Below are 16,980 nucleotides of genomic sequence, written 5' to 3'. Positions count from 1 at the left end.
GTGGAGCGGTCCGCCAGGAGCGAGCAGACCTGAAGGGTTGTCAGCCAACTTGTCATCTGATACGGCGACCGTCCCGCGAGCCGCGAGCCGCGAGCCGCGAGCCGCGAGCCGCGAGCCGCTGGTCCGGTGCGGGAGCCGGGGGGTGCGGACGTGGTGTCCGGTAGCCCCTTCCTGCGGGTTCCGGTAGGCGTCGACGCCCATCGCTGGCGCACCTTCCCCGCCGAGCGGACCCTGGTCGTCGCCGCACGCACCGTCACCTCCACGGTGCGCGTCCTCGAATCGCTCCCCGCCCTGCTGCGCGACGACCCCCGGGTGAGCGTCGTCTTCGCCCACGACCCCACCTCCGCGTTCGCCGCAGGGGTGCTCGACCTCCTGCACACGTCCGGCTGCCGGGTCATGCCCTGGGAGCAGCTGGCCCACGTCAGGGCCGACCTCGTGCTCACGGCGAGCGAGAACGTGGACCTACCGGAGGGCGACTGCCCGGTCCTGGTGCTGCCCCACGGTGTGGGCTTCCAGAAGCGGGTCCCGGACGCGCGCGGACCGCACGACCGGCTGTCCGGCCTCGTACCGGACGCGCTCCTGGAGTCCGGCCGGGCCTGGCTCGCCGTCTCGCACCCCGACCAGGAGCGGCAACTCCTCGCCGCCCACCCGAAGACCGCGGGCCGCACCCTCCTGCTGGGCGACCCCTGCTTCGACGAGCTGCTGGCCGGCCGGCGGCGCAGGCACGCGTACCGGGAGGCCCTCGGTGTCGCGGAGGGTCAGCGGCTCGTGGTGGTCAGCTCCACCTGGGGGACCACCTCTCTCCTTGGCCGCCACCCCGACCTGCCGGTCCGCCTCCTCGGCGGGCTCCCGCACGACGAGTACCGGGTCGCCGCCGTCGTCCACCCCAACGTCTGGTCGGCCCACGGCGCCTGGCGGATCAGAGCCCTGCAGTCCTCGGCGCTGGACGCGGGGCTGATCCTGCTGCCACCCGTCCACGCCTGGCGCTCCGCCCTGGTCGCCGCGGACGTCGTCATCGGCGACCACGGATCGGTGACGCTGTACGGTGCCGCGCTCGGAACTCCGGTGCTGCTCGGGGCGTTCGGCGCCGACGCGGTGCCGGGAACCGCCGTCCACGACCTGGCCGCGGCCGCCCCGCGACTCGACCCGGACGCGGAGCTGAGAGCGCAGGTCGAGAGCACCGTACGAGAGCACACCCCCGAGCGCTACGCCGAAGTGGCACGCCGGGCCTTCGCCGATCCGGGGAGCGCCCTCGCACGGCTCCGCGCGGCCGTCTACGAGTTGCTGAAGCTGCCGGAGCCCGTGTCCGCGCCCCCGCCGGACCTGTTGCTGCCCGCTCCGGAACCGGCCGCCCGGCCCGTCACCTCGTCGCTGGTCGTCGCCGAGGTGAGCGAGGAGGGGCACGGTCCGGTCGTCACCGTACGGCGGTTCCCGGCGGCGGCGTATGCGCACGCGCAGGGGGATCCGGATGCCGGGGACACCGCGCACCTCGCCTGCTCGGACGGTGAACGGGACCGCCGGCTGCTGGAGAGCGCCTCCGTAGTCGAGCGGACCTGCCCGGCCGACAGCGCGGCCGAGGCCCTGCGCTGGATCCGTGCCACGGCCGCGGAACTTCCCGGCAGCCTGCTGGCCGCCTGTGCGGTGCGCGGCGGCGGCCATCTGGTGGGGCTGCGCGACGGCCGTGTGGTGGAGGTGTCCGTGACCGGTGCCCCGATCGCGCCCGGGCTCGCCGCGGCCGTCGTCTACGCGTGCCTGCGCCAGGACCGTTCGCCGGCCGAGGCGTTGCTGACGCTGCGGGTCGGTGAGGTGCGGGACGAGGACGTGGTGCTGCGGCTGCGGCCCGCGCCTCCTGTGGTCAGCTGAGGTCCCGTAGCCGTCGGCGCACCTCCTCCGCGCCCGGGTTGCCGCTCGCCTCGTAGATCTCGATCACCCGGGTCAGCCAGGTGCGCACGCTCTCCTGGTGGCGGCCGGTCCGCTCGGCGATGTCGAGGAGCGCGAGCAGGGCCTCGGCTTCGTAGTGGGTCGCGTTCTGTTCCCGCAGGGTGCCGGCGGCGGTGCGCAGCGCGTCGACCGCTTCCTCGGTGTGGCCGAGGTGGTCCTGGGCGAGGCCGATGGCCAGGTGGACGCGGGCCGCCATGCGGTGGTCGGGTTCGGGGAGGTCCAGCAGGTCCTGCCGGGCCTCGGTGAGCGTGGCCAGGGCCGTCGCGTGGTCCCCGCGGGCGTCCAGCGCGCAGCCGAGGAAGAAGGCGGCCAGGGCTTCGCCACGCCGGTCCCCGGCGCGCCGGTTGAGGTCGAGGGAGTAGCGGTACGTCTCCACCGCGCGGGGCGGGTCGAAGTGGTCCAGGTAGCGGCCGAGGAACTCCTGGACGGACGCGCGCAGGAGCAGACGGTCGGTCGACTCGGCGAGTGCGACCGAGCGCTCCAGCTCGGTGCGGGCGCGGTCGTACTCGCCCAGGTCCGTCAACGGGCGGGAGAGCAGGCTGCGCAGGCGGGCCTCGCCCGCCACGGCCTCGGCCGCGCGCTCGCCCGGGGTGGCCGGGGCCGCGGCGAGTGCGCCGGCGGCCTCGGCGCCCAGTTGCAGGGACTCCTTCCAGGCGCCCAGGTACCGGTGGTGGAGGAACAGGGCCGTGAACGCCTCGGCCAGCGGCCAGGCGACCGCGTGCAGACCATGGCGTACGGCGGCCCGCAGGACGGCCAGGATCGCGGCGCACTCGGCGTCGAGCCAGGTCAGCGGGGCGGGGCCGGCGGCGGCGGAGAAGGGATCGGAGGCGCCCGCCAGGTGCCCGGACAGGTCGGCGATCCGCAGCCGGTCCCTGCGCAGGGCGCGGTCGGCGAGAGCGACGAGGACGAGGTAGTGGGTGGCCACCCGTTCGAGCAGCGCGGTCTCCTCGGTGGCCGACTCCTCCTCGACCGCGCGCTCACGGGCGTACAGGCGGACGAGGTCGTGCATGCGGTAGCGGCCGTCGCGTTCGGTCTCCAGCAGGCTCGCGGCCGCGAGTTCGCGCAGCAGCCGCCTGGCCGTGCGGGTGTCGACGCCGGCCGCCGCGGCGGCGACCCCGGTGTCGAAGAGGCCGGCCGGTACCCAGCCGAGGAGGCGGAACATGCGGGCCGGTCCGGGCGGCAACAGCCGGTAGGAGGGCCCGAGGACGGCGGACACCGAGTAGGTGCTGCCGGGCAGGGACATGCCGTCCAGCCGGTCGGCCTCGCCCTCCAGTTCGTCGGCGAGGTCGGCCGGGGTCAGGGAGTCGTCGGTGAGCAGCCGGGTCGCCACGATGCGCAGGGCGACGGGCAGGCCGCCGCAGAGGTCGACGAGGCGTCCGGCCGCCGCCGGGTCGGCCGCCACGGTCTCCCGTCCGCAGTGGTCGGCCAGCAGGGTCAGGCCGCTCTCCTTGTCGAGGGGCTTCAGCGCGATGAGTTCGGCTCCGTCGACCGCCACCAGCTCGGTGAGCCTGCTGTGGCTGGTGACGACGACCGTGCTGCCGGGCCCGCTGGGGATCAGGGGCCGTACCTGGGCGGGCAGGGTGACGTTGTCGATGAGGACGAGGATGCGCCGGTCGCGCGAGTGGGAGACGTACTGCCGGGTCAGGTCGGCGAGCGTGGCCGGTACGTGCTCGTCGCTGCGCAGGAGCGCCTTGAGGATGGCGGCGAGGGCCTGGGAGACGTCGGCGCCCATGGCGGCACCGACGGCGGACTCGTCGCGCAGGGCGGCGTAGTCGACGTAGAACAGGCCGTCCGGGAACCGGTCCCGCTCCTTGTCGGCCCAGCGGCAGGCGAAGGCGGTCTTGCCCACTCCGGGCAGCCCGGCCAGCACGGCGAGGTTGACCCGGCCCGGCTCGTCGCACAGGGCGTCCATCCGGTCGAGTTCGGCGACCCGGTTGCTGAACGTGCCGGTCAGGGCCGGAATGTGGTCGGGAGGCGCGTCGCCGGCGGCCGGTCGCGCGTCGAAGGTGATGTCGTACGACGTTCCCGGCATGAGTTCGGACAGGAGGCGCCGCAGCTCCTCGGCCGCCTCGGGGTCGCTCCGCAGGATGTCGAGCAGGCGCCGTTCCCATGCGGCGGCGACCCGGTTCGCCGCCCGCTCCTCCTCGCCCCGCTCCCGGGCCACGTCCAACTCCGCGCGGGAGGAGTCCAGTTCGTCGTCCGCACCGCGTCCCGAGCGGCGGCGGGTCACCCACCGGGCTAAGTCCTTCGTCTTCACCCAGGAGTCCGCGACCAGGAGCCCGATCAGGGCCGTGGCCCCCTGCGCGGCGAGCGTCCCCAACTCGGCGTCCACCAAGCCCCCTTCACGTCGTCCACCAGCACCGGGACAGGCGCAGCCCACGGTAGAAGGATCTCCGCCGGATTCCCAGTCGGCCGCAGGGCGAGTCGCCCACGGTGGGGGACCGGCTCAACGCACCGCCGGAGACGCATAGGCTCTGAGTGGGCTCCGGGACGGAGACCGGAATTCCAGGAACAGGAACAAGGGCAGCTTCTATGGTGACAGCGCGCCGGTTTCCGCTCGGCTCCGCGACCACGCTCACGGAGCTGGAGGACGACCCCCACCCCCGGCTGGCCCTGCTGCGCGCCCGCGAACCGGTCTCGTGGCTCCCCGTGCTGGGCGGCTGGCTGGTGACCCGGCGTGATCTCGCCCTGCGCGTCATGCGCGACGCGGCGACCTTCACAGTGGACGACCCCCGCTTCTCGACCGCCCAGGTGGTCGGTCCGAGCATGCTCTCCCTGGAGGGCGCCGAACACAAGCGGCACCGCGCCCCCTTCACCGACCCGTTCCGCACGCAAGATGTGCACGACCGGTTCACCGGGTTCGTGGAACAGGAAGCCGCCCGGCTCGTGGACGGCATCCGGCCGCGTGGCAGCGCCGAACTGCGCCGGGAGGTGGCCGGGCCGCTGGCCGTCGCCGTCGTCGCCGAGTCGCTGGGCCTGGTCGACGCGGACACCGAGGCGGTGCTCTCCTGGTACGACGCCATCGTGAGCGCGGTCTCGGACATCACCGCCGGGCGGTCGGCGAACCCCGCCGGGGCGGCGGCGTTCGACCAGCTGCGCGGAAGCGTCGAGGCGACGGTCGCGGCAGGAAGCCACGCTTCGCTGCTGGTCGCGGCGGCCGAGAGCGGGCGCCTGAAACTGCCGGAGGTGGTCGCCAACGCCGCCGTGCTGATGTTCGGCGGTATCGAGACCACCGAGGGCATGATCGCCAACGCCGTACTGCACCTGCTGGCACACCCTGGTCAACTCGCCCTCGTACGTGCCGATCCGGACCTGGTCGACGCGGCGATCGAGGAATCGCTCCGCCTGGAACCCGCAGCGGCGGTCGTGGACCGCTACGCCACCGCCGACGTGACGATCGGCGGGGCCGACGTGCGGCGCGGTGATCTGGTGGTCGTCTCGCTCGCCGGCGCGAACCGCGACCCCGAGATCTTCCAGGACCCCGACAGTTTCGATCTGCGACGGGACAACTCCCGCCTCCAGTTGGCCTTCGCGCACGGCCCGCACTTCTGTCTGGGCGCCCACCTCGCCCGCCTGGAAACCCGCGCCTGCCTCCTCGCACTCCTCGACCGCCTCCCCGGCCTGCGGCTCGACCCCGCCTCGTCCACCGCGCCCAGAGGCCTGGTCTTCCGCAAGCCCCCGGCTCTGCGCGTCCGCTGGGACGTGCCGACGCGGCGCTGACGCGTGGACCTACCGGCCCTGGGCCGTACGCACCCGCCACCCCGCCGTGTACGGCAACGCCGAACGGTGATTGGCTGTCCCCGGTTCCGTCAGCCAGTCCATCCACGGGAAGGTCCCAGCCATGAGCAACCCCTCCGCACTCGAGTACAAGGTCGTCACCTTCCGCGAGTCACTGATCGGAGACGCACTGGACAGCGACAAGCTGGAGAAGGTTCTGAACAAGCACGCCGAGGACGGCTGGACCCTCAAGGCGATCACGTCCGCCGATGTCAAGGGCCGTATAGGGCCCGGTGCGGTCGAGGGTCTGCTCCTCACTCTGGAGCGTCCGCGCCGCTGACCGCCTCAGGTCCTGCACGGCAGGGGTCCCCTGCGGATGCCGGCCTCGGCGAGCGCGTCGGAGGCTGGGCCATCGGCTTCGTGGTGACGGGCGCCGACGGTCAGGGCCCGCGGTTGTCCAAGGGCACCGGTGCCGACCTATGCGCCACGACGGACCCGGGCGGCCTTGCGGGCCTCGGCGATCTGGCGGGCCTCGGCGGACCGGCGGGACTCGCCGCCGCCGGCCCGCCCCGGGCGGGTGCCCAGACCACGGAAGGGGGCACCGCCGCGCTTCGGGCGCTCCGCGATCGTCCCGCTGCCGCTGACGGGGACACCGGAGGGAGCCTGGGCGCCGGTGATGCGGCTCAGCTCGGCCTCGCCGGAGCGGACCTGCGTGATCTGCGGCCTGATGCCCGCGTCGGACATGAGACGGGCCATGTCCCGGCGCTGGCTGGGGAGGACGAGCGTGACGACGCTGCCGGACTCGCCGGCGCGGGCAGTACGGCCACCGCGGTGCAGGTAGTCCTTGTGGTCGTTGGGCGGGTCGACGTTGACGACGAGATCGAGGTCGTCGACGTGGATGCCCCGAGCCGCGACGTTGGTGGCCACCAGCGTCGTGACGTCACCGGTCTTGAACTGTGCCAGGGTGCGGGTGCGCTGGGGCTGCGACTTGCCGCCGTGCAGGGCCGCGGCCTTGACGCCGCTGCTCAGCAGGTGCTTGGTGAACTGGTCGACAGCGTGCTTGGTGTCCAGGAACATGATCACGCGTCCGTCACGGGCAGCGATCTCGGTGGCGGTGGCGAACTTGTCGGCGCCGTGCACCTGCAGCACGTGATGCTCCATCGTGGTGACGGCGCCCGCCGACGGGTCGACCGAATGGACCACCGGGTCATGGAGGTATCGACGGACCAGGAGGTCGATGTTGCGGTCCAGCGTGGCCGAGAACAGCATGCGCTGACCGTCGGGACGCACCTGGTCCAGCAGTTCGGTGACCTGCGGCATGAAACCCATGTCCGCCATCTGGTCGGCTTCGTCCAGGACGGTGATGTTCACTCGGTCCAGGCGGCAGTCCTTGCGCTCGACGAGATCCGCGAGGCGGCCGGGAGTCGCGACGACCACCTCGGCCCCGGCACGCAGTGCGCCGGCCTGCCTGCCGATCGACATGCCGCCGACCACAGTGGCCAGCCGCAGCTTCAGCAACCGGGCGTACGGTGCGAGCGCGTCGGTGACCTGCTGGGCCAGCTCGCGCGTGGGGACGAGGATCAGGGCCAGCGGCTTCCGCGACTCGGCACGCTGCCCGGCCGTGCGCACGAGGAGCGCCAGACCGAAGGCGAGCGTCTTGCCCGATCCGGTGCGCCCGCGGCCCAGGACGTCGCGTCCTGCGAGGGAGTTCGGCAACGTGGCGGCCTGGATCGGGAACGGCTCGTCCAGGCCGAGACTGGTGAGCATCTTCAACAACTCGACCGGCATGTCCAGTTCACCGAAGGTCGCCACCGCGGGGAGGGCCGGAGTGACGGTGACCGGCAGCGCGAACTCCCCCTGTGGTGCGGAGGGCCGGCGCCCGGTGTCGCCTGAACGGGCGGCGGGGCGCTCCTGACCCCGTGGCCGGAAACGGTCGTTCGTGCGAGCTGAACGGCTCATGGAGAACCTTCCTCGACAGGGCACGCATCGAGGAATTCCCGACAGGGATGAGTCGGATGAATTGCAAGAACGAGCCGAATGTAAGACTAAAAGAATTCCACCGGAATGCAAAAAACAGCAAGCTGAGGCCCCGCCGCAAGGCGGGACCTCAGCCAACTCATACGCTTCGACGTCAGGCGGGAGTGATGTTCTCCGCCTGCGGGCCCTTCTGGCCCTGCACGACGTCGAAGCTCACCTTCTGACCTTCCTGGAGCTCGCGGAAGCCCTGGGTGGCGATGTTCGAGTAGTGGGCGAAGACGTCCGGGCCGCCACCGTCCTGCTCGATGAAGCCGAAGCCCTTTTCCGCGTTGAACCACTTGACGGTGCCAGTAGCCATGTCATATCTCCTTGGGGGCAGTGCCCGCGGGCCCACACCGTGCGAGCCCCTGCGTTGCCACAATGAACCCCGTCCGGATAAGCACCGGAGATACAGAAATGCCCGACGATATACGATCGCCCGGGCACTTGAAGTTTCGGGAACCACAACTGCAACTATTAACAAGTTTAGCACGGGACACACATCCGCACTACTTTCACTCGCGGCCACGACCCTTCCGTCACCCGCGGAAAGTCAATCGCGCTCTCGGCCCGGATAACCCCGAGTCGTTTCCGCCCGCTCTGCAAGCTCGGCAGGGGCCACCTGTTCCACGCAGCCCCCGGTGACGGGTTCAGCGCGGCCGCAGCCCGTCGAAGACCACCTCGAAGATCCGCTGCCGGGCCGCCGGGTCAGCTCCGAGGTACTCCATCGTCGCACTGGTGCCGACCAGCAGGGCGATCAGCTCCGGCAGGCCCAACTCCGAGCGGACCGCCCCGGCCTGTTGCGCCCCGGCCAGGAGCTCGGCCAGCTGCGCCTGGATCACCTTGCTGGACTCCTGCAGGGCCGCGTGCGCGTCCACCCCGGCAGCGGCGAGCGCCTGGGCGAACTCGTTCTTGCCCTCGGACTGGTCGATCACCAGGCGGAAGCAGCCGAAGAAGGCCTCGGCGGGCTCGGACTCGGCGGCCAGCTGCGCGGTCTGGGCGGCGATCGCCTCCAGCCTGCGCACCATCACCGCCTCCAGCAGCGCCTCCTTGGTCGGGAAGTGCCGGAAGAGCGTGCCGACCCCGACCCCGGCGGCCCGGGCGATCTCCTCGGTCGGCACGCCGACGCCACGGGTGGTGAACACCTTCGTGGCGACATCCAGCAGCTTGGCCCGGTTACGGGCCGCGTCCGCCCGCAGCGGGCGTTCCTGAGCGCCGCTCATCCCTGCCACCCTTCCCCGCCGACGGCAGAGCCACTCTGGACAACCGGAGTCGCCAGTCCGTATCGTTTGAAATCGGAGTCGCTAGTCCGATTCTAGCTACGGATCCGGCCGGGGGTTGATCATGTCTGAAACGCTGTCACCGCGCGAGGTCTTCCGGAAGCTGCTCAAGGGCATCACCGAGGGGCGGTTCTCGGAGCTGGCCGAGCTCTACGCCGAGGACGCCGTGGTGGAGACCGTGTTCGAGCCGGTCGGGCCGCGCCGGTTCGAGGGGCGGGCCGTACTGAAGGAGCGGTTCGCGGAGGTCTCCATGAGTTCGCCCGTGGAGCTGACCTCGACGAATGTGGTGATCCGGGAGACCGACGACCCGGAGGTGATCGTCGCCGAATGGACCTACCAGGTGCACCACCGGGTGACCGAACGGAACTTCGAGGTCGCCAACATCCAGGTGCTGCGGGTCCGCGACGGCCTGATCGTCAGCAGCAGGGATTTCCACGACCACCTGGCCCTCGTCGTGGCCGGCGGCAACCTTCCGCAGCTGGTGGCGGCGCTGGGTGGCAAGTAGCGCGAGTGCGGGGCTGCGGGCCGGGACTCCTCAGGGTGCGGCCGGAATGCGACGCCACAGTTCCGCCACCTGCATCAGCCAAGGAAACTCAGCCGCACCTGACGGTTCGGATTGTCCCTGTTCGTGTCCACGAGGCACACTGACTGCCAAGTGCCCAGCTCCAGTTGCCCGCCGATGACCGGAAGGGTCGCGTGCGGCGGGACGATCGCGGGCAGGACATGGTCACGCCCATGACCCGCGCTGCCGTGCCGGTGCTGCCAGCGGTCGTCGGCGGGGAGCAGCGTGTGCAGGGCGGCCAGGAGGTCGTCGTCGCTGCCGGCGCCCGTCTCGATCACGGCGATGCCGGCAGTCGCGTGGGGCACAAAGATGTTGAGCAGCCCGTCGCGGCCGCCCGCGGCCTCGCGCAGGAACTCCTCGCAGTCGGCGGTCAGGTCGACGACCCGCTCCCGGGAACCGGTGGCGACGTTCAGCATCCGAGTGGTGAAGGCATCTGACATGCCCCCATCCTGACCCATCCGCCGGGTTTCACACGTCGTGGCGCGACCGTTCCCTGATACGACGGGTCCACAGGGCGAGACACCGTTGACCATGGAGCGCCCGGCTGGCTACGTTCGGCCGCATGTTGCGTTCAGCCCTGCTCACCACGCGCGGTCACATCGACCTGCTGCGGGTGGCCTCCGCCGCGTGTCGCCGCGGCCGCTGACGCCCTTTTCCTCCCCCTCCTTCCCCACTTCGGCGCGGCCTGCCGCCGTACCCGCACGTCACCCGTGATCCGCCCTTGAGGCGGGCGTGACGCGGCGGTACCGGGCCCATCCCCCCGCCCTCCCTCCGCCGTGGAGCATCCATGAGCATCAGCCATGCCCCACCCAGCTCACCTGAACCCGACATTTCCGGCATATCCAAGTCCGTCGAGACCGGACCGGGTCAGCCCGAGCACTCCGCCCCGGACCTTCAGCCCCTCGTCCCCGCCTCCACCCGCCGAACCCGCGTCCCCCGCTGGCTGCGTCGCACAGCCGGTCCGCTCCTGCTGCTGGCCATCTGGCAACTCCTCAGCGGCACAGGAGTGTTGGCCTCCGACGTCCTCGCCTCGCCGGGCCGGATCGCCCAGGTCGGCTGGGATCTGGTCGCCGACGGTTCGCTGCCCTCGGCCATGGGCACCTCGCTGCAGCGGGTCGCGGCCGGGCTGCTGTTCGGCACCGTGATCGGCACCGGACTGGCCCTGGTCTCGGGGCTGTTCAGGATCGGCGAGGACCTGGTGGACGCCCCGGTCCAGATGCTGCGGACGGTGCCGTTCGTCGGTCTCATCCCGCTGTTCATCATCTGGTTCGGCATCGGCGAGGCCCCGAAGATCGCCATCATCACGCTCGGCGTGACCTTCCCGCTCTACCTCAACGTGTACGCCGGCATCCGCGGTGTCGATGCCCAACTCATCGAGGCCGGTGAATCGTTGGGACTGTCCCGCTGGGGCCTGGTACGCCATGTGGTGCTCCCGGGCGCGCTGCCCGGCGCGCTCACCGGGCTGCGCTACTCGCTCGGCATCGCCTGGCTGGCCCTGGTCTTCGCCGAGCAGGTCAACGCGGATGCCGGCATCGGCTTCCTGATGGTGCAGGCGCGGGACTTCCTGCGCACCGACGTGATCGTGGTCTGCCTGATCGTCTACGCCTTCCTCGGCCTGCTCGCCGACTTCATCGTCCGCTCCCTCGAAAGGCTGCTGCTGCAATGGCGACCGACGTTCACCGGCCGGTGACTCCCACGGCGAACCGTTCCGCCAGGGCTGTGCACGTCGAGGGGCTGACCCGCTCCTTCGACGGCCGTGCCGTCATCGACGACCTCCGACTCGACATCGCGCCGGGCGAGTTCGTCGCCCTGCTCGGCCGCAGTGGCTGCGGCAAGTCCACGCTGTTGCGCATTCTCGCCGGCCTCGACCGGGACATCGAGGGGACCGCCCTCGTCTCCCGCCGCCGGGCCGTCGCCTTCCAGGCGCCCCGGCTGATGCCCTGGAAGAAGGTGTGGCGCAACGTGCTGCTCGGCCTACCCGGCAGGCCCGAACGCGCCGTGGCCGAACGGGCGTTGGACGAGGTCGGCCTCGGCCATCGCATCGACGCCTGGCCGAAGACCCTCTCCGGTGGCGAGGCACAGCGCGCCTCCCTCGCCCGCGCCCTGGTGCGCGAGCCCGATCTGCTGCTGCTCGACGAGCCGTTCGGCGCCCTCGACGCGCTCACCCGGATCAAGGCGCAACGGCTGGTCGGCGAGTTGTGGCAGCGCCGCGGCTGCGCCGTGCTGCTGGTCACGCACGACGTCGAGGAGGCCGTACTGCTCGCCGACCGCGTTCTGGTGATGGACAGCGGCCGCATCGCCCACGAAGAGCGCATCGGCCTCGACCGGCCGCGCGACATCGCCGACCCCCGGTTCGCCGAACTCCGCGCCCGCCTGCTGGAGCGGCTCGGCGTCGACACGGCCTCCGAAGCCGCCTGAACCCGGACTCCCCCTCCCCTCCTCCCGACAACTCCCCTGCACATGAACGGAACCGCCATGCGACGACGCCTCGTCCCCGCCGCACTGCTCCTCCCCTTCGCGCTGCTGCTCACCGCCTGCGGCGGGAACTCGTCCGCAGGCACGGGCACCGACACCGACGGCAAGGGTTCCGTCACGCTCGACGTCGGTGACCAGAAGGGCGGTTCGGAGGCCATCCTGAGGGCCGCCGGTGAGCTGAAGAACCTCAACTACAAGATCAAGTGGTCGACGTTCACCTCCGGCCCGCCGCTGCTGGAGGCCGTCAATGCCAAGGCCGTCGACATCGGCGGTGTCGGCAACACCCCGCCCGTCTTCGCGGCCGGCGCCGGCTCGAAGATCTCGGTGGTGGCCGCCTGGCACGGCACGTCCAAGGGCGACGCCATCCTCGTGCCGAACGGCTCGAAGCTGACCGGGCCCGCTCAGCTCAAGGGCAGGTCGATCGCGGTGGCACAGGGCTCCTCCGCGCACTACCAGCTGGTCGCCTCCCTCAAGGCGGCCGGGCTCGCCCTGAGCGACGTCAAGGTCAAGTACCTGCAGCCGGCCGACGCGCTCGCCGCATTCACCTCCGGCAAGGTCGACGCATGGGCGGTCTGGGACCCGTACACCTCCCAGATCCTGGGCGCCAAGCAGGGCAGGGTGCTCACCACCGGTGACGGCATCACCAACGGGCTCAGCTTCCAGGTGGCCGCGCCCTCCACGCTGCAGGACCCGAAGAAGGTCGCCGCCGTCAAGGACTACCTGGCACGGCTGCGGCGCGCGCAGACCTGGGTGTACGACCACCAGGAGGAGTGGGCCAAGGTGTGGGCGAAGGAGACCGGGCTGCCCTACGAGGTGGCGCTGGCCTCGGTGAAGCGCACCAACTCCACACGGGTCCCGGTCGCCGTCGACAAGCCGCTCGTCGCCTCCGAGCAGCAGATCGCCGACACCTTCACCGAGCTGAAGCTCATCCCGAAGAAGGTGGACTTCGGCGACTTCGTGGACACACGGTTCAACGGCGACCTGCCGCCGTCGACGACGCCGGCCAAGAGCTGAGGGGAGGCGCCGACCGGCACTCGGGAAGATCCACGACCGCCTCGCTGTTAGTAGAGCCGTGAACGATATGCGCGAGGTCGAGGTAGTCGTCATAGGCGCTGGACAGGCTGGTCTGTCCAGCGCCTATCACCTGCGGCGCACCGGCTTCGAGCCGGACCGCGACTTCGTGGTCCTGGACCGCTCCCCCGGCCCGGGCGGCGCCTGGCAGTTCCGGTGGCCGTCGCTGACGTACGGCAAGGTGCACGGGATGCACTCGCTGCCCGGCATGGAGCTGACGGACGCCGATCCGGCCCGGCCTTCGGCGGAGGTGATCCGCGCGTACTTCGACCGGTACGAGCGCACCTTCGACCTGCGGGTACGGCGCCCCGTCGACGTCCGCGCCGTGCGCGAGGGGGACGGCGGGCGGCTGCTCGTGGAGACCTCGGACGGCAACTGGTCCACGCGGGCGCTCATCAACGCGACCGGCACCTGGGACCGGCCGTTCTGGCCGCGCTACCCCGGCCAGGAGACCTTCCGCGGACGGCAGTTGCACACCGCGCAGTACGCCGGGCCCGAGGAGTTCGCCGGGAAGCGGGTCGTGGTCGTCGGCGGCGGGGCGTCCGGCACCCAGCACCTGCTGGAGCTGGCCCCGTACGCGGCCGCCACCACCTGGGTCACCCGGCGCCCCCCGGTCTTCCGCGAGGGTCCGTTCGACCAGGAGGCGGGCCGATCGGCGGTGGCCCTGGTGGAGGAGCGGGTACGACAGGGTCTGCCGCCGAGGAGTGTGGTCTCCGTCACCGGGCTTCCGCTCAACGACACGATCCGGCAGGGCCTGGCCGACGGGGTCCTGGACCGGCAGCCGATGTTCGACCGGATCACCCCCGACGGGGTGGAGTGGAACGACGGTCGGCATGTGTCCGCCGACGTCATCCTCTGGGCCACCGGCTTCCGGGCCGCACTCGATCACCTCACCCCGCTGCGGCTGCGCGAACCGGGCGGCGGCATCCGGGTCGAGGGGACCCGCGCGGTCACCGATCCGCGCATCCACCTCGTCGGCTACGGGCCCTCGGCCAGCACCATCGGCGCCAACCGGGCCGGACGCGCGGCCGCACGGGACATCAGGCGGCTGCTGGCCGACGAGCGGGGCGAGCCGGTCGCCGCGTGACGCGCCGCCGGCTCAGCGGGGCGGCTGTGTGACCGGGAGCTGCTGCGGGCTCCCGCTGGGCTGCTGGGGCTGTCCCGATGCCGGGTGCGCGGCGTTGAACGCGGCCACGTTGCGCAGGTGCTCGGAGTAGTCGGCGGTGAAGCGGGTGTCGCCCGGCCTGATCGTGACGAAGTACAGCCAGTCGCCGGGCGGCGGGTTGATCGCGGCACGCATCGCGTCCTCGCCGGGGTTGTCGATCGGCGTGGGCGGCAGCCCCATGCGCTGGTAGGAGTTGTACGGGCTCTCCATGCGGGTGTCGTCCATGCTGGTGTGCACGGTGTTGCGGTTCAGCGCGTAGTTGATGGTGGAGTCCATCTGCAGCGGCATGCCCCGCTGCAACCGGTTGAAGATGACCCGGGCCACCCGCCCCATGTCGGCCTTGGTGGCGGCCTCGGCCTGGACGATGCTGGCGATGGTGACGGCCTGGTAGACCCTCACCGCGTTGTGCTGCGCCCCGGCCGCGACCGGCGCGCCGTTGAACTTCTTGTTGGCGGTGTCGACCATGAACCGCAGCAGCGACTCGGGGGTGGCACCCTTCTCGACGGGATAGGTCGCCGGGAAGAGATAGCCCTCGGGGTTGCCCTGGGACTCGCTCGGCAACGCCAGGCCGGCCTTGCCGAGGGACTTACGGGTGCTGCCCAGAGGCAGCTTGAGGGCGCGGTCGACGGCGTCGTAGATCTGGTTCGCGCGCCAGCCCTCCGGGATGACCAGCATGGGGGGCTTCGCCTCCTCGTGAGCGCCCTCCCGAGTCAGCAGCGGCACCGCCACGGCGGCGGTGCCGGCCAGGGCGGCGCCGGTCACGACGAGGAGGAGCTTGCCCCGGCGCGTCAGTCGCATCGTGCTCCGTCGCGGAGTGTTCATCTGCATATGGGCACGTTAATACGTATATCGCTTCAAAGCCGACATATCGTCAGCTTGTCGGCTACGGTTGCGCGTCAGCCCGTCGGCTCCAGCTGGGCGTCCCGGCGCACCAGGGCCGCATAGCGCCCGTCCAGCTCCAGCAGTTCCTCGTGCGTGCCCCGTTCGGCGACCTGGCCGGAGTCCAGGACGACGATCTGGTCGGCACCGCGGACAGTGGACAGGCGGTGGGCGATGGTGAGGGTCGTCCGGTCGGCCGACAGGGCGTCGATGGCGTCCTGCACCGCGGCTTCGGTGCGGTTGTCCAGGGCGCTGGTGGCCTCGTCGAGGATGAGGACCGGAGGGTCGCGCAGGATGGTGCGGGCTATCGCCAGGCGCTGCTTCTCGCCGCCGGAGAAGCGGTGTCCGCGTTCGCCGACGACCGTGTCGTAGCCGTCGGGCAGCGCGGCTATGTGGTCGTGGATCTGGGCGGCCCGGGCCGCCGCGTGCAGCTCCTCGTCGGTGGCGTCCGGCTTGGCGAAGCGGAGGTTGTCGGCGACCGAGGCATGGAAGAGGTACGTCTCCTGCGAGACGACGCCGACCGCGCGGGCGAGGGTGTCGAAGTCGAGGTCGCGCACGTCGACGCCGTCGATGGTGACGCGGCCGCCGGTGACGTCGTAGAGCCGGGGCACCAGGTAGCCGAGGGTGGACTTGCCGGCGCCGGTCGGGCCGACCACCGCCAGACTGCCGCCGGCCGGGACGGTGATGTCGATGCCGTCGAGGACGGGCCCGCCCTTGCCGTCGTAGCGGAACTCGACCTCCTCGAAGCGAACCTCGCCCTTGATCGTGTCGAGGTGGACCGGCTGCTCGCGTTCGGTGATGTCGATGGGCAGGTCCAGGTACTCGAAGATGCGCTGGAAGAGCGCGAGGGAGGTCTGGATCTGGACGCCGGTCGCCAGCAGGCTCACGGCCGGGCGGAACAGGCCCTGCTGGAGCGAGACGAAGGCGACGATGGTGCCGAGCGAGACCTGCGGGCCGCCGAGCTGGAGGGCGAGGCCCGCGGTCCAGTAGATGACGGCGGGCATCGCGGCCATGACTATGGTGATCACGGCCATGCGCCAGCGCCCGGCCATGTTCGACTTCACCTCCAGGTCGACCAGTTGCTCGGACTCCTCGGCGAAGGACGAGGTCAGCGAGTCGGAGCGGCCCATCGTGCGGCCGAGCAGGATGCCGCTGACGGAGAGCGACTCGGTGACCGTGGCGGCCATCGCGGCCATCTGCTTCTGGCGCTGGGTGGTGATCTTCTTGCGTTCGTTGCCGACCCGGCGGCTGATCCACACGAACACCGGCAGCAGGAGGAGGGAGACGACTGTCAGGCGCCAGTCGAGGGCGATCATCGCGACGATCGTGGCGACCACGCTGGTGGCGTTGGAGACGAGGGAGGTGGCAGTGGAGGTGACGGTGGCCTGCATGCCACCGATGTCGTTGGCGATGCGGGACTGCACCTCGCCGGTGCGGGTGCGGGTGAAGAAGGCGAGCGACATGCGCTGCAGGCGGCCGTAGACGGCGGTGCGCAGGTCGTGCATGACGCGCTGGCCGACGGTGGTCGAGATCAGCGTCTGAAGCACGCCGAAGACGCTGGAGAGGACGGCGCTGAGGATCATGCCGAGCGCGAGCAGGCTCAGCAGGCCGGTGCGGCCGTCGGGGATCGCGACGTCGAGGGTCTCCTTCAGGAGGAACGGTGTGGCCACCGAGACCAGCGAGGAGGCGCCGACCAGAAGGCCGACGATCGCGAGCCGCCCGCGGTAGGGGCGGAAGAGTTTCAGGATGCGGCGCACCTGCCGGGGCTGTTCTTTCGCGTCGGCAGGCGGGGTCCAGGACGGTTCACGGTCGGGGTGCATGGGCTCCTACGGAGGTGAACGGGCGCCGGCACAGGGTGCGGGCGACGATGGCTG

At 71.3% G+C, this 16,980-nt stretch carries 16 protein-coding genes; 9 read left to right on the top strand and 7 right to left on the bottom strand.

Annotated features, from left to right (window positions below; genetic code table 11):
* The first annotated feature begins 150 nt into the window (after window positions 1-150).
* A complete protein-coding gene (locus CRP49_RS29735) occupies window positions 151-1,863 on the top strand; it encodes a hypothetical protein (protein ID WP_257033523.1) in 1,713 nt (570 codons plus the stop codon).
* Here CRP49_RS29735 and CRP49_RS29730 read toward each other — a convergent pair.
* Complete coding sequence (locus CRP49_RS29730; RefSeq protein WP_097257604.1) at window positions 1,856-4,273, bottom strand: NB-ARC domain-containing protein; 2,418 nt, start codon at window positions 4,271-4,273, stop codon at window positions 1,856-1,858. The genes CRP49_RS29735 and CRP49_RS29730 overlap by 8 nt on opposite strands.
* Window positions 4,274-4,473: 200 nt before the next feature.
* Between CRP49_RS29730 and CRP49_RS29725 the strand changes: the two genes are divergently transcribed.
* Together CRP49_RS29725 and CRP49_RS29720 are read left to right on the top strand one after the other, a co-directional pair.
* Complete coding sequence (locus CRP49_RS29725) at window positions 4,474-5,661, top strand: cytochrome P450 (protein ID WP_097256116.1); 1,188 nt, start codon at window positions 4,474-4,476, stop codon at window positions 5,659-5,661.
* 121 nt (window positions 5,662-5,782) lie between these two features.
* Window positions 5,783-5,998, top strand: coding sequence for a DUF4177 domain-containing protein (locus CRP49_RS29720; RefSeq protein WP_097256115.1), 216 nt, complete (start codon window positions 5,783-5,785; stop codon window positions 5,996-5,998).
* Window positions 5,999-6,135: 137 nt separating this feature from the next.
* Here CRP49_RS29720 and CRP49_RS29715 read toward each other — a convergent pair whose 3' ends face one another.
* From CRP49_RS29715 to CRP49_RS29705, 3 genes are all read right to left on the bottom strand, one after another.
* Window positions 6,136-7,617, bottom strand: a complete 1,482-nt coding sequence (locus tag CRP49_RS29715) for a DEAD/DEAH box helicase (protein ID WP_097256114.1) — start codon at window positions 7,615-7,617, stop codon at window positions 6,136-6,138.
* A 172-nt stretch (window positions 7,618-7,789) separates the two neighbouring features.
* Window positions 7,790-7,993: a cold-shock protein gene (locus tag CRP49_RS29710; RefSeq protein ID WP_094222296.1), complete on the bottom strand. Its 204-nt coding sequence runs from the start codon at window positions 7,991-7,993 to the stop codon at window positions 7,790-7,792.
* Window positions 7,994-8,324: 331 nt separating this feature from the next.
* The gene (locus CRP49_RS29705; protein WP_097256113.1) at window positions 8,325-8,897 is read right to left on the bottom strand and encodes a TetR/AcrR family transcriptional regulator; all 573 of its coding nucleotides are present in this window, start codon (window positions 8,895-8,897) and stop codon (window positions 8,325-8,327) included.
* Window positions 8,898-9,018: 121 nt separating this feature from the next.
* On the opposite strand from CRP49_RS29705, the gene CRP49_RS29700 reads away from it, so the two are divergent.
* Window positions 9,019-9,459, top strand: coding sequence for a nuclear transport factor 2 family protein (locus CRP49_RS29700; RefSeq protein WP_097256112.1), 441 nt, complete (start codon window positions 9,019-9,021; stop codon window positions 9,457-9,459).
* Window positions 9,460-9,533: 74 nt separating this feature from the next.
* Here the strand turns inward: CRP49_RS29700 and CRP49_RS29695 are convergent, their stop codons facing one another.
* The gene (locus CRP49_RS29695; protein ID WP_097256111.1) at window positions 9,534-9,956 is read right to left on the bottom strand and encodes a secondary thiamine-phosphate synthase enzyme YjbQ; all 423 of its coding nucleotides are present in this window, start codon (window positions 9,954-9,956) and stop codon (window positions 9,534-9,536) included.
* Window positions 9,957-10,078: 122 nt separating this feature from the next.
* Here CRP49_RS29695 and CRP49_RS49210 point away from each other — a divergent pair, with 122 nt between their 5' ends.
* The 5 genes from CRP49_RS49210 to CRP49_RS29675 all read left to right on the top strand — a co-directional run bounded on the left by CRP49_RS49210 (window position 10,079) and on the right by CRP49_RS29675 (window position 14,149).
* Window positions 10,079-10,162 (top strand): putative leader peptide, encoded by an 84-nt coding sequence (locus CRP49_RS49210; protein ID WP_313884353.1) that lies wholly within the window; start codon window positions 10,079-10,081, stop codon window positions 10,160-10,162.
* A 141-nt stretch (window positions 10,163-10,303) separates the two neighbouring features.
* Window positions 10,304-11,206 (top strand): ABC transporter permease, encoded by a 903-nt coding sequence (locus CRP49_RS29690; RefSeq protein WP_097256110.1) that lies wholly within the window; start codon window positions 10,304-10,306, stop codon window positions 11,204-11,206.
* Window positions 11,179-11,934, top strand: coding sequence for an ABC transporter ATP-binding protein (locus CRP49_RS29685; RefSeq protein WP_097256109.1), 756 nt, complete (start codon window positions 11,179-11,181; stop codon window positions 11,932-11,934). Before CRP49_RS29690 ends, CRP49_RS29685 begins: the two co-directional genes overlap by 28 nt.
* Before the next feature lie 57 nt (window positions 11,935-11,991).
* A complete protein-coding gene (locus CRP49_RS29680) occupies window positions 11,992-13,005 on the top strand; it encodes an ABC transporter substrate-binding protein (protein ID WP_179851787.1) in 1,014 nt (337 codons plus the stop codon).
* Between the two features lie 58 nt (window positions 13,006-13,063).
* Entirely contained in the window at window positions 13,064-14,149 is a 1,086-nt protein-coding gene (locus CRP49_RS29675; protein WP_097256107.1) for an NAD(P)-binding domain-containing protein, read from the top strand.
* A 12-nt stretch (window positions 14,150-14,161) separates the two neighbouring features.
* Here the strand turns inward: CRP49_RS29675 and mltG are convergent, their stop codons facing one another.
* Both mltG and CRP49_RS29665 read right to left on the bottom strand, forming a co-directional pair.
* A complete protein-coding gene (mltG, locus tag CRP49_RS29670; RefSeq protein WP_097256106.1) occupies window positions 14,162-15,055 on the bottom strand; it encodes an endolytic transglycosylase MltG in 894 nt (297 codons plus the stop codon).
* A 68-nt stretch (window positions 15,056-15,123) separates the two neighbouring features.
* Window positions 15,124-16,926 carry an ABC transporter ATP-binding protein gene (locus tag CRP49_RS29665; protein ID WP_097256105.1) on the bottom strand — a complete coding sequence of 601 codons (1,803 nt, stop codon included), beginning with the start codon at window positions 16,924-16,926 and terminating at the stop codon, window positions 15,124-15,126.
* Between the last annotated feature and the right edge of the window lie 54 nt (window positions 16,927-16,980).

The organism is Streptomyces sp. Ag109_G2-15 (assembly GCF_900215565.1).
GTDB lineage: Bacteria > Actinomycetota > Actinomycetes > Streptomycetales > Streptomycetaceae > Streptomyces > Streptomyces diastatochromogenes.
This window is presented reverse-complemented; position numbering and strand designations above follow the sequence as displayed.

Bases quoted from the DNA above. Each gene is read 5' to 3' on its own strand.
- CRP49_RS29725 (WP_097256116.1), top strand. From the start codon at position 4,474: ATGGTGACAGCGCGCCGGTTTCCGCTCGGCTCCGCGACCACGCTCACG.
- CRP49_RS29720 (WP_097256115.1), top strand. From the start codon at position 5,783: ATGAGCAACCCCTCCGCACTCGAGTACAAGGTCGTCACCTTCCGCGAG.
- CRP49_RS29715 (WP_097256114.1), bottom strand. From the start codon at position 7,617: ATGAGCCGTTCAGCTCGCACGAACGACCGTTTCCGGCCACGGGGTCAG.
- CRP49_RS29710 (WP_094222296.1), bottom strand. From the start codon at position 7,993: ATGGCTACTGGCACCGTCAAGTGGTTCAACGCGGAAAAGGGCTTCGGC.
- CRP49_RS29705 (WP_097256113.1), bottom strand. From the start codon at position 8,897: ATGAGCGGCGCTCAGGAACGCCCGCTGCGGGCGGACGCGGCCCGTAAC.
- CRP49_RS29700 (WP_097256112.1), top strand. From the start codon at position 9,019: ATGTCTGAAACGCTGTCACCGCGCGAGGTCTTCCGGAAGCTGCTCAAG.
- CRP49_RS29695 (WP_097256111.1), bottom strand. From the start codon at position 9,956: ATGTCAGATGCCTTCACCACTCGGATGCTGAACGTCGCCACCGGTTCC.
- CRP49_RS49210 (WP_313884353.1), top strand. From the start codon at position 10,079: ATGTTGCGTTCAGCCCTGCTCACCACGCGCGGTCACATCGACCTGCTG.
- CRP49_RS29690 (WP_097256110.1), top strand. From the start codon at position 10,304: ATGAGCATCAGCCATGCCCCACCCAGCTCACCTGAACCCGACATTTCC.
- CRP49_RS29685 (WP_097256109.1), top strand. From the start codon at position 11,179: ATGGCGACCGACGTTCACCGGCCGGTGACTCCCACGGCGAACCGTTCC.
- CRP49_RS29680 (WP_179851787.1), top strand. From the start codon at position 11,992: ATGCGACGACGCCTCGTCCCCGCCGCACTGCTCCTCCCCTTCGCGCTG.
- mltG (WP_097256106.1), bottom strand. From the start codon at position 15,055: ATGCAGATGAACACTCCGCGACGGAGCACGATGCGACTGACGCGCCGG.
- CRP49_RS29665 (WP_097256105.1), bottom strand. From the start codon at position 16,926: ATGCACCCCGACCGTGAACCGTCCTGGACCCCGCCTGCCGACGCGAAA.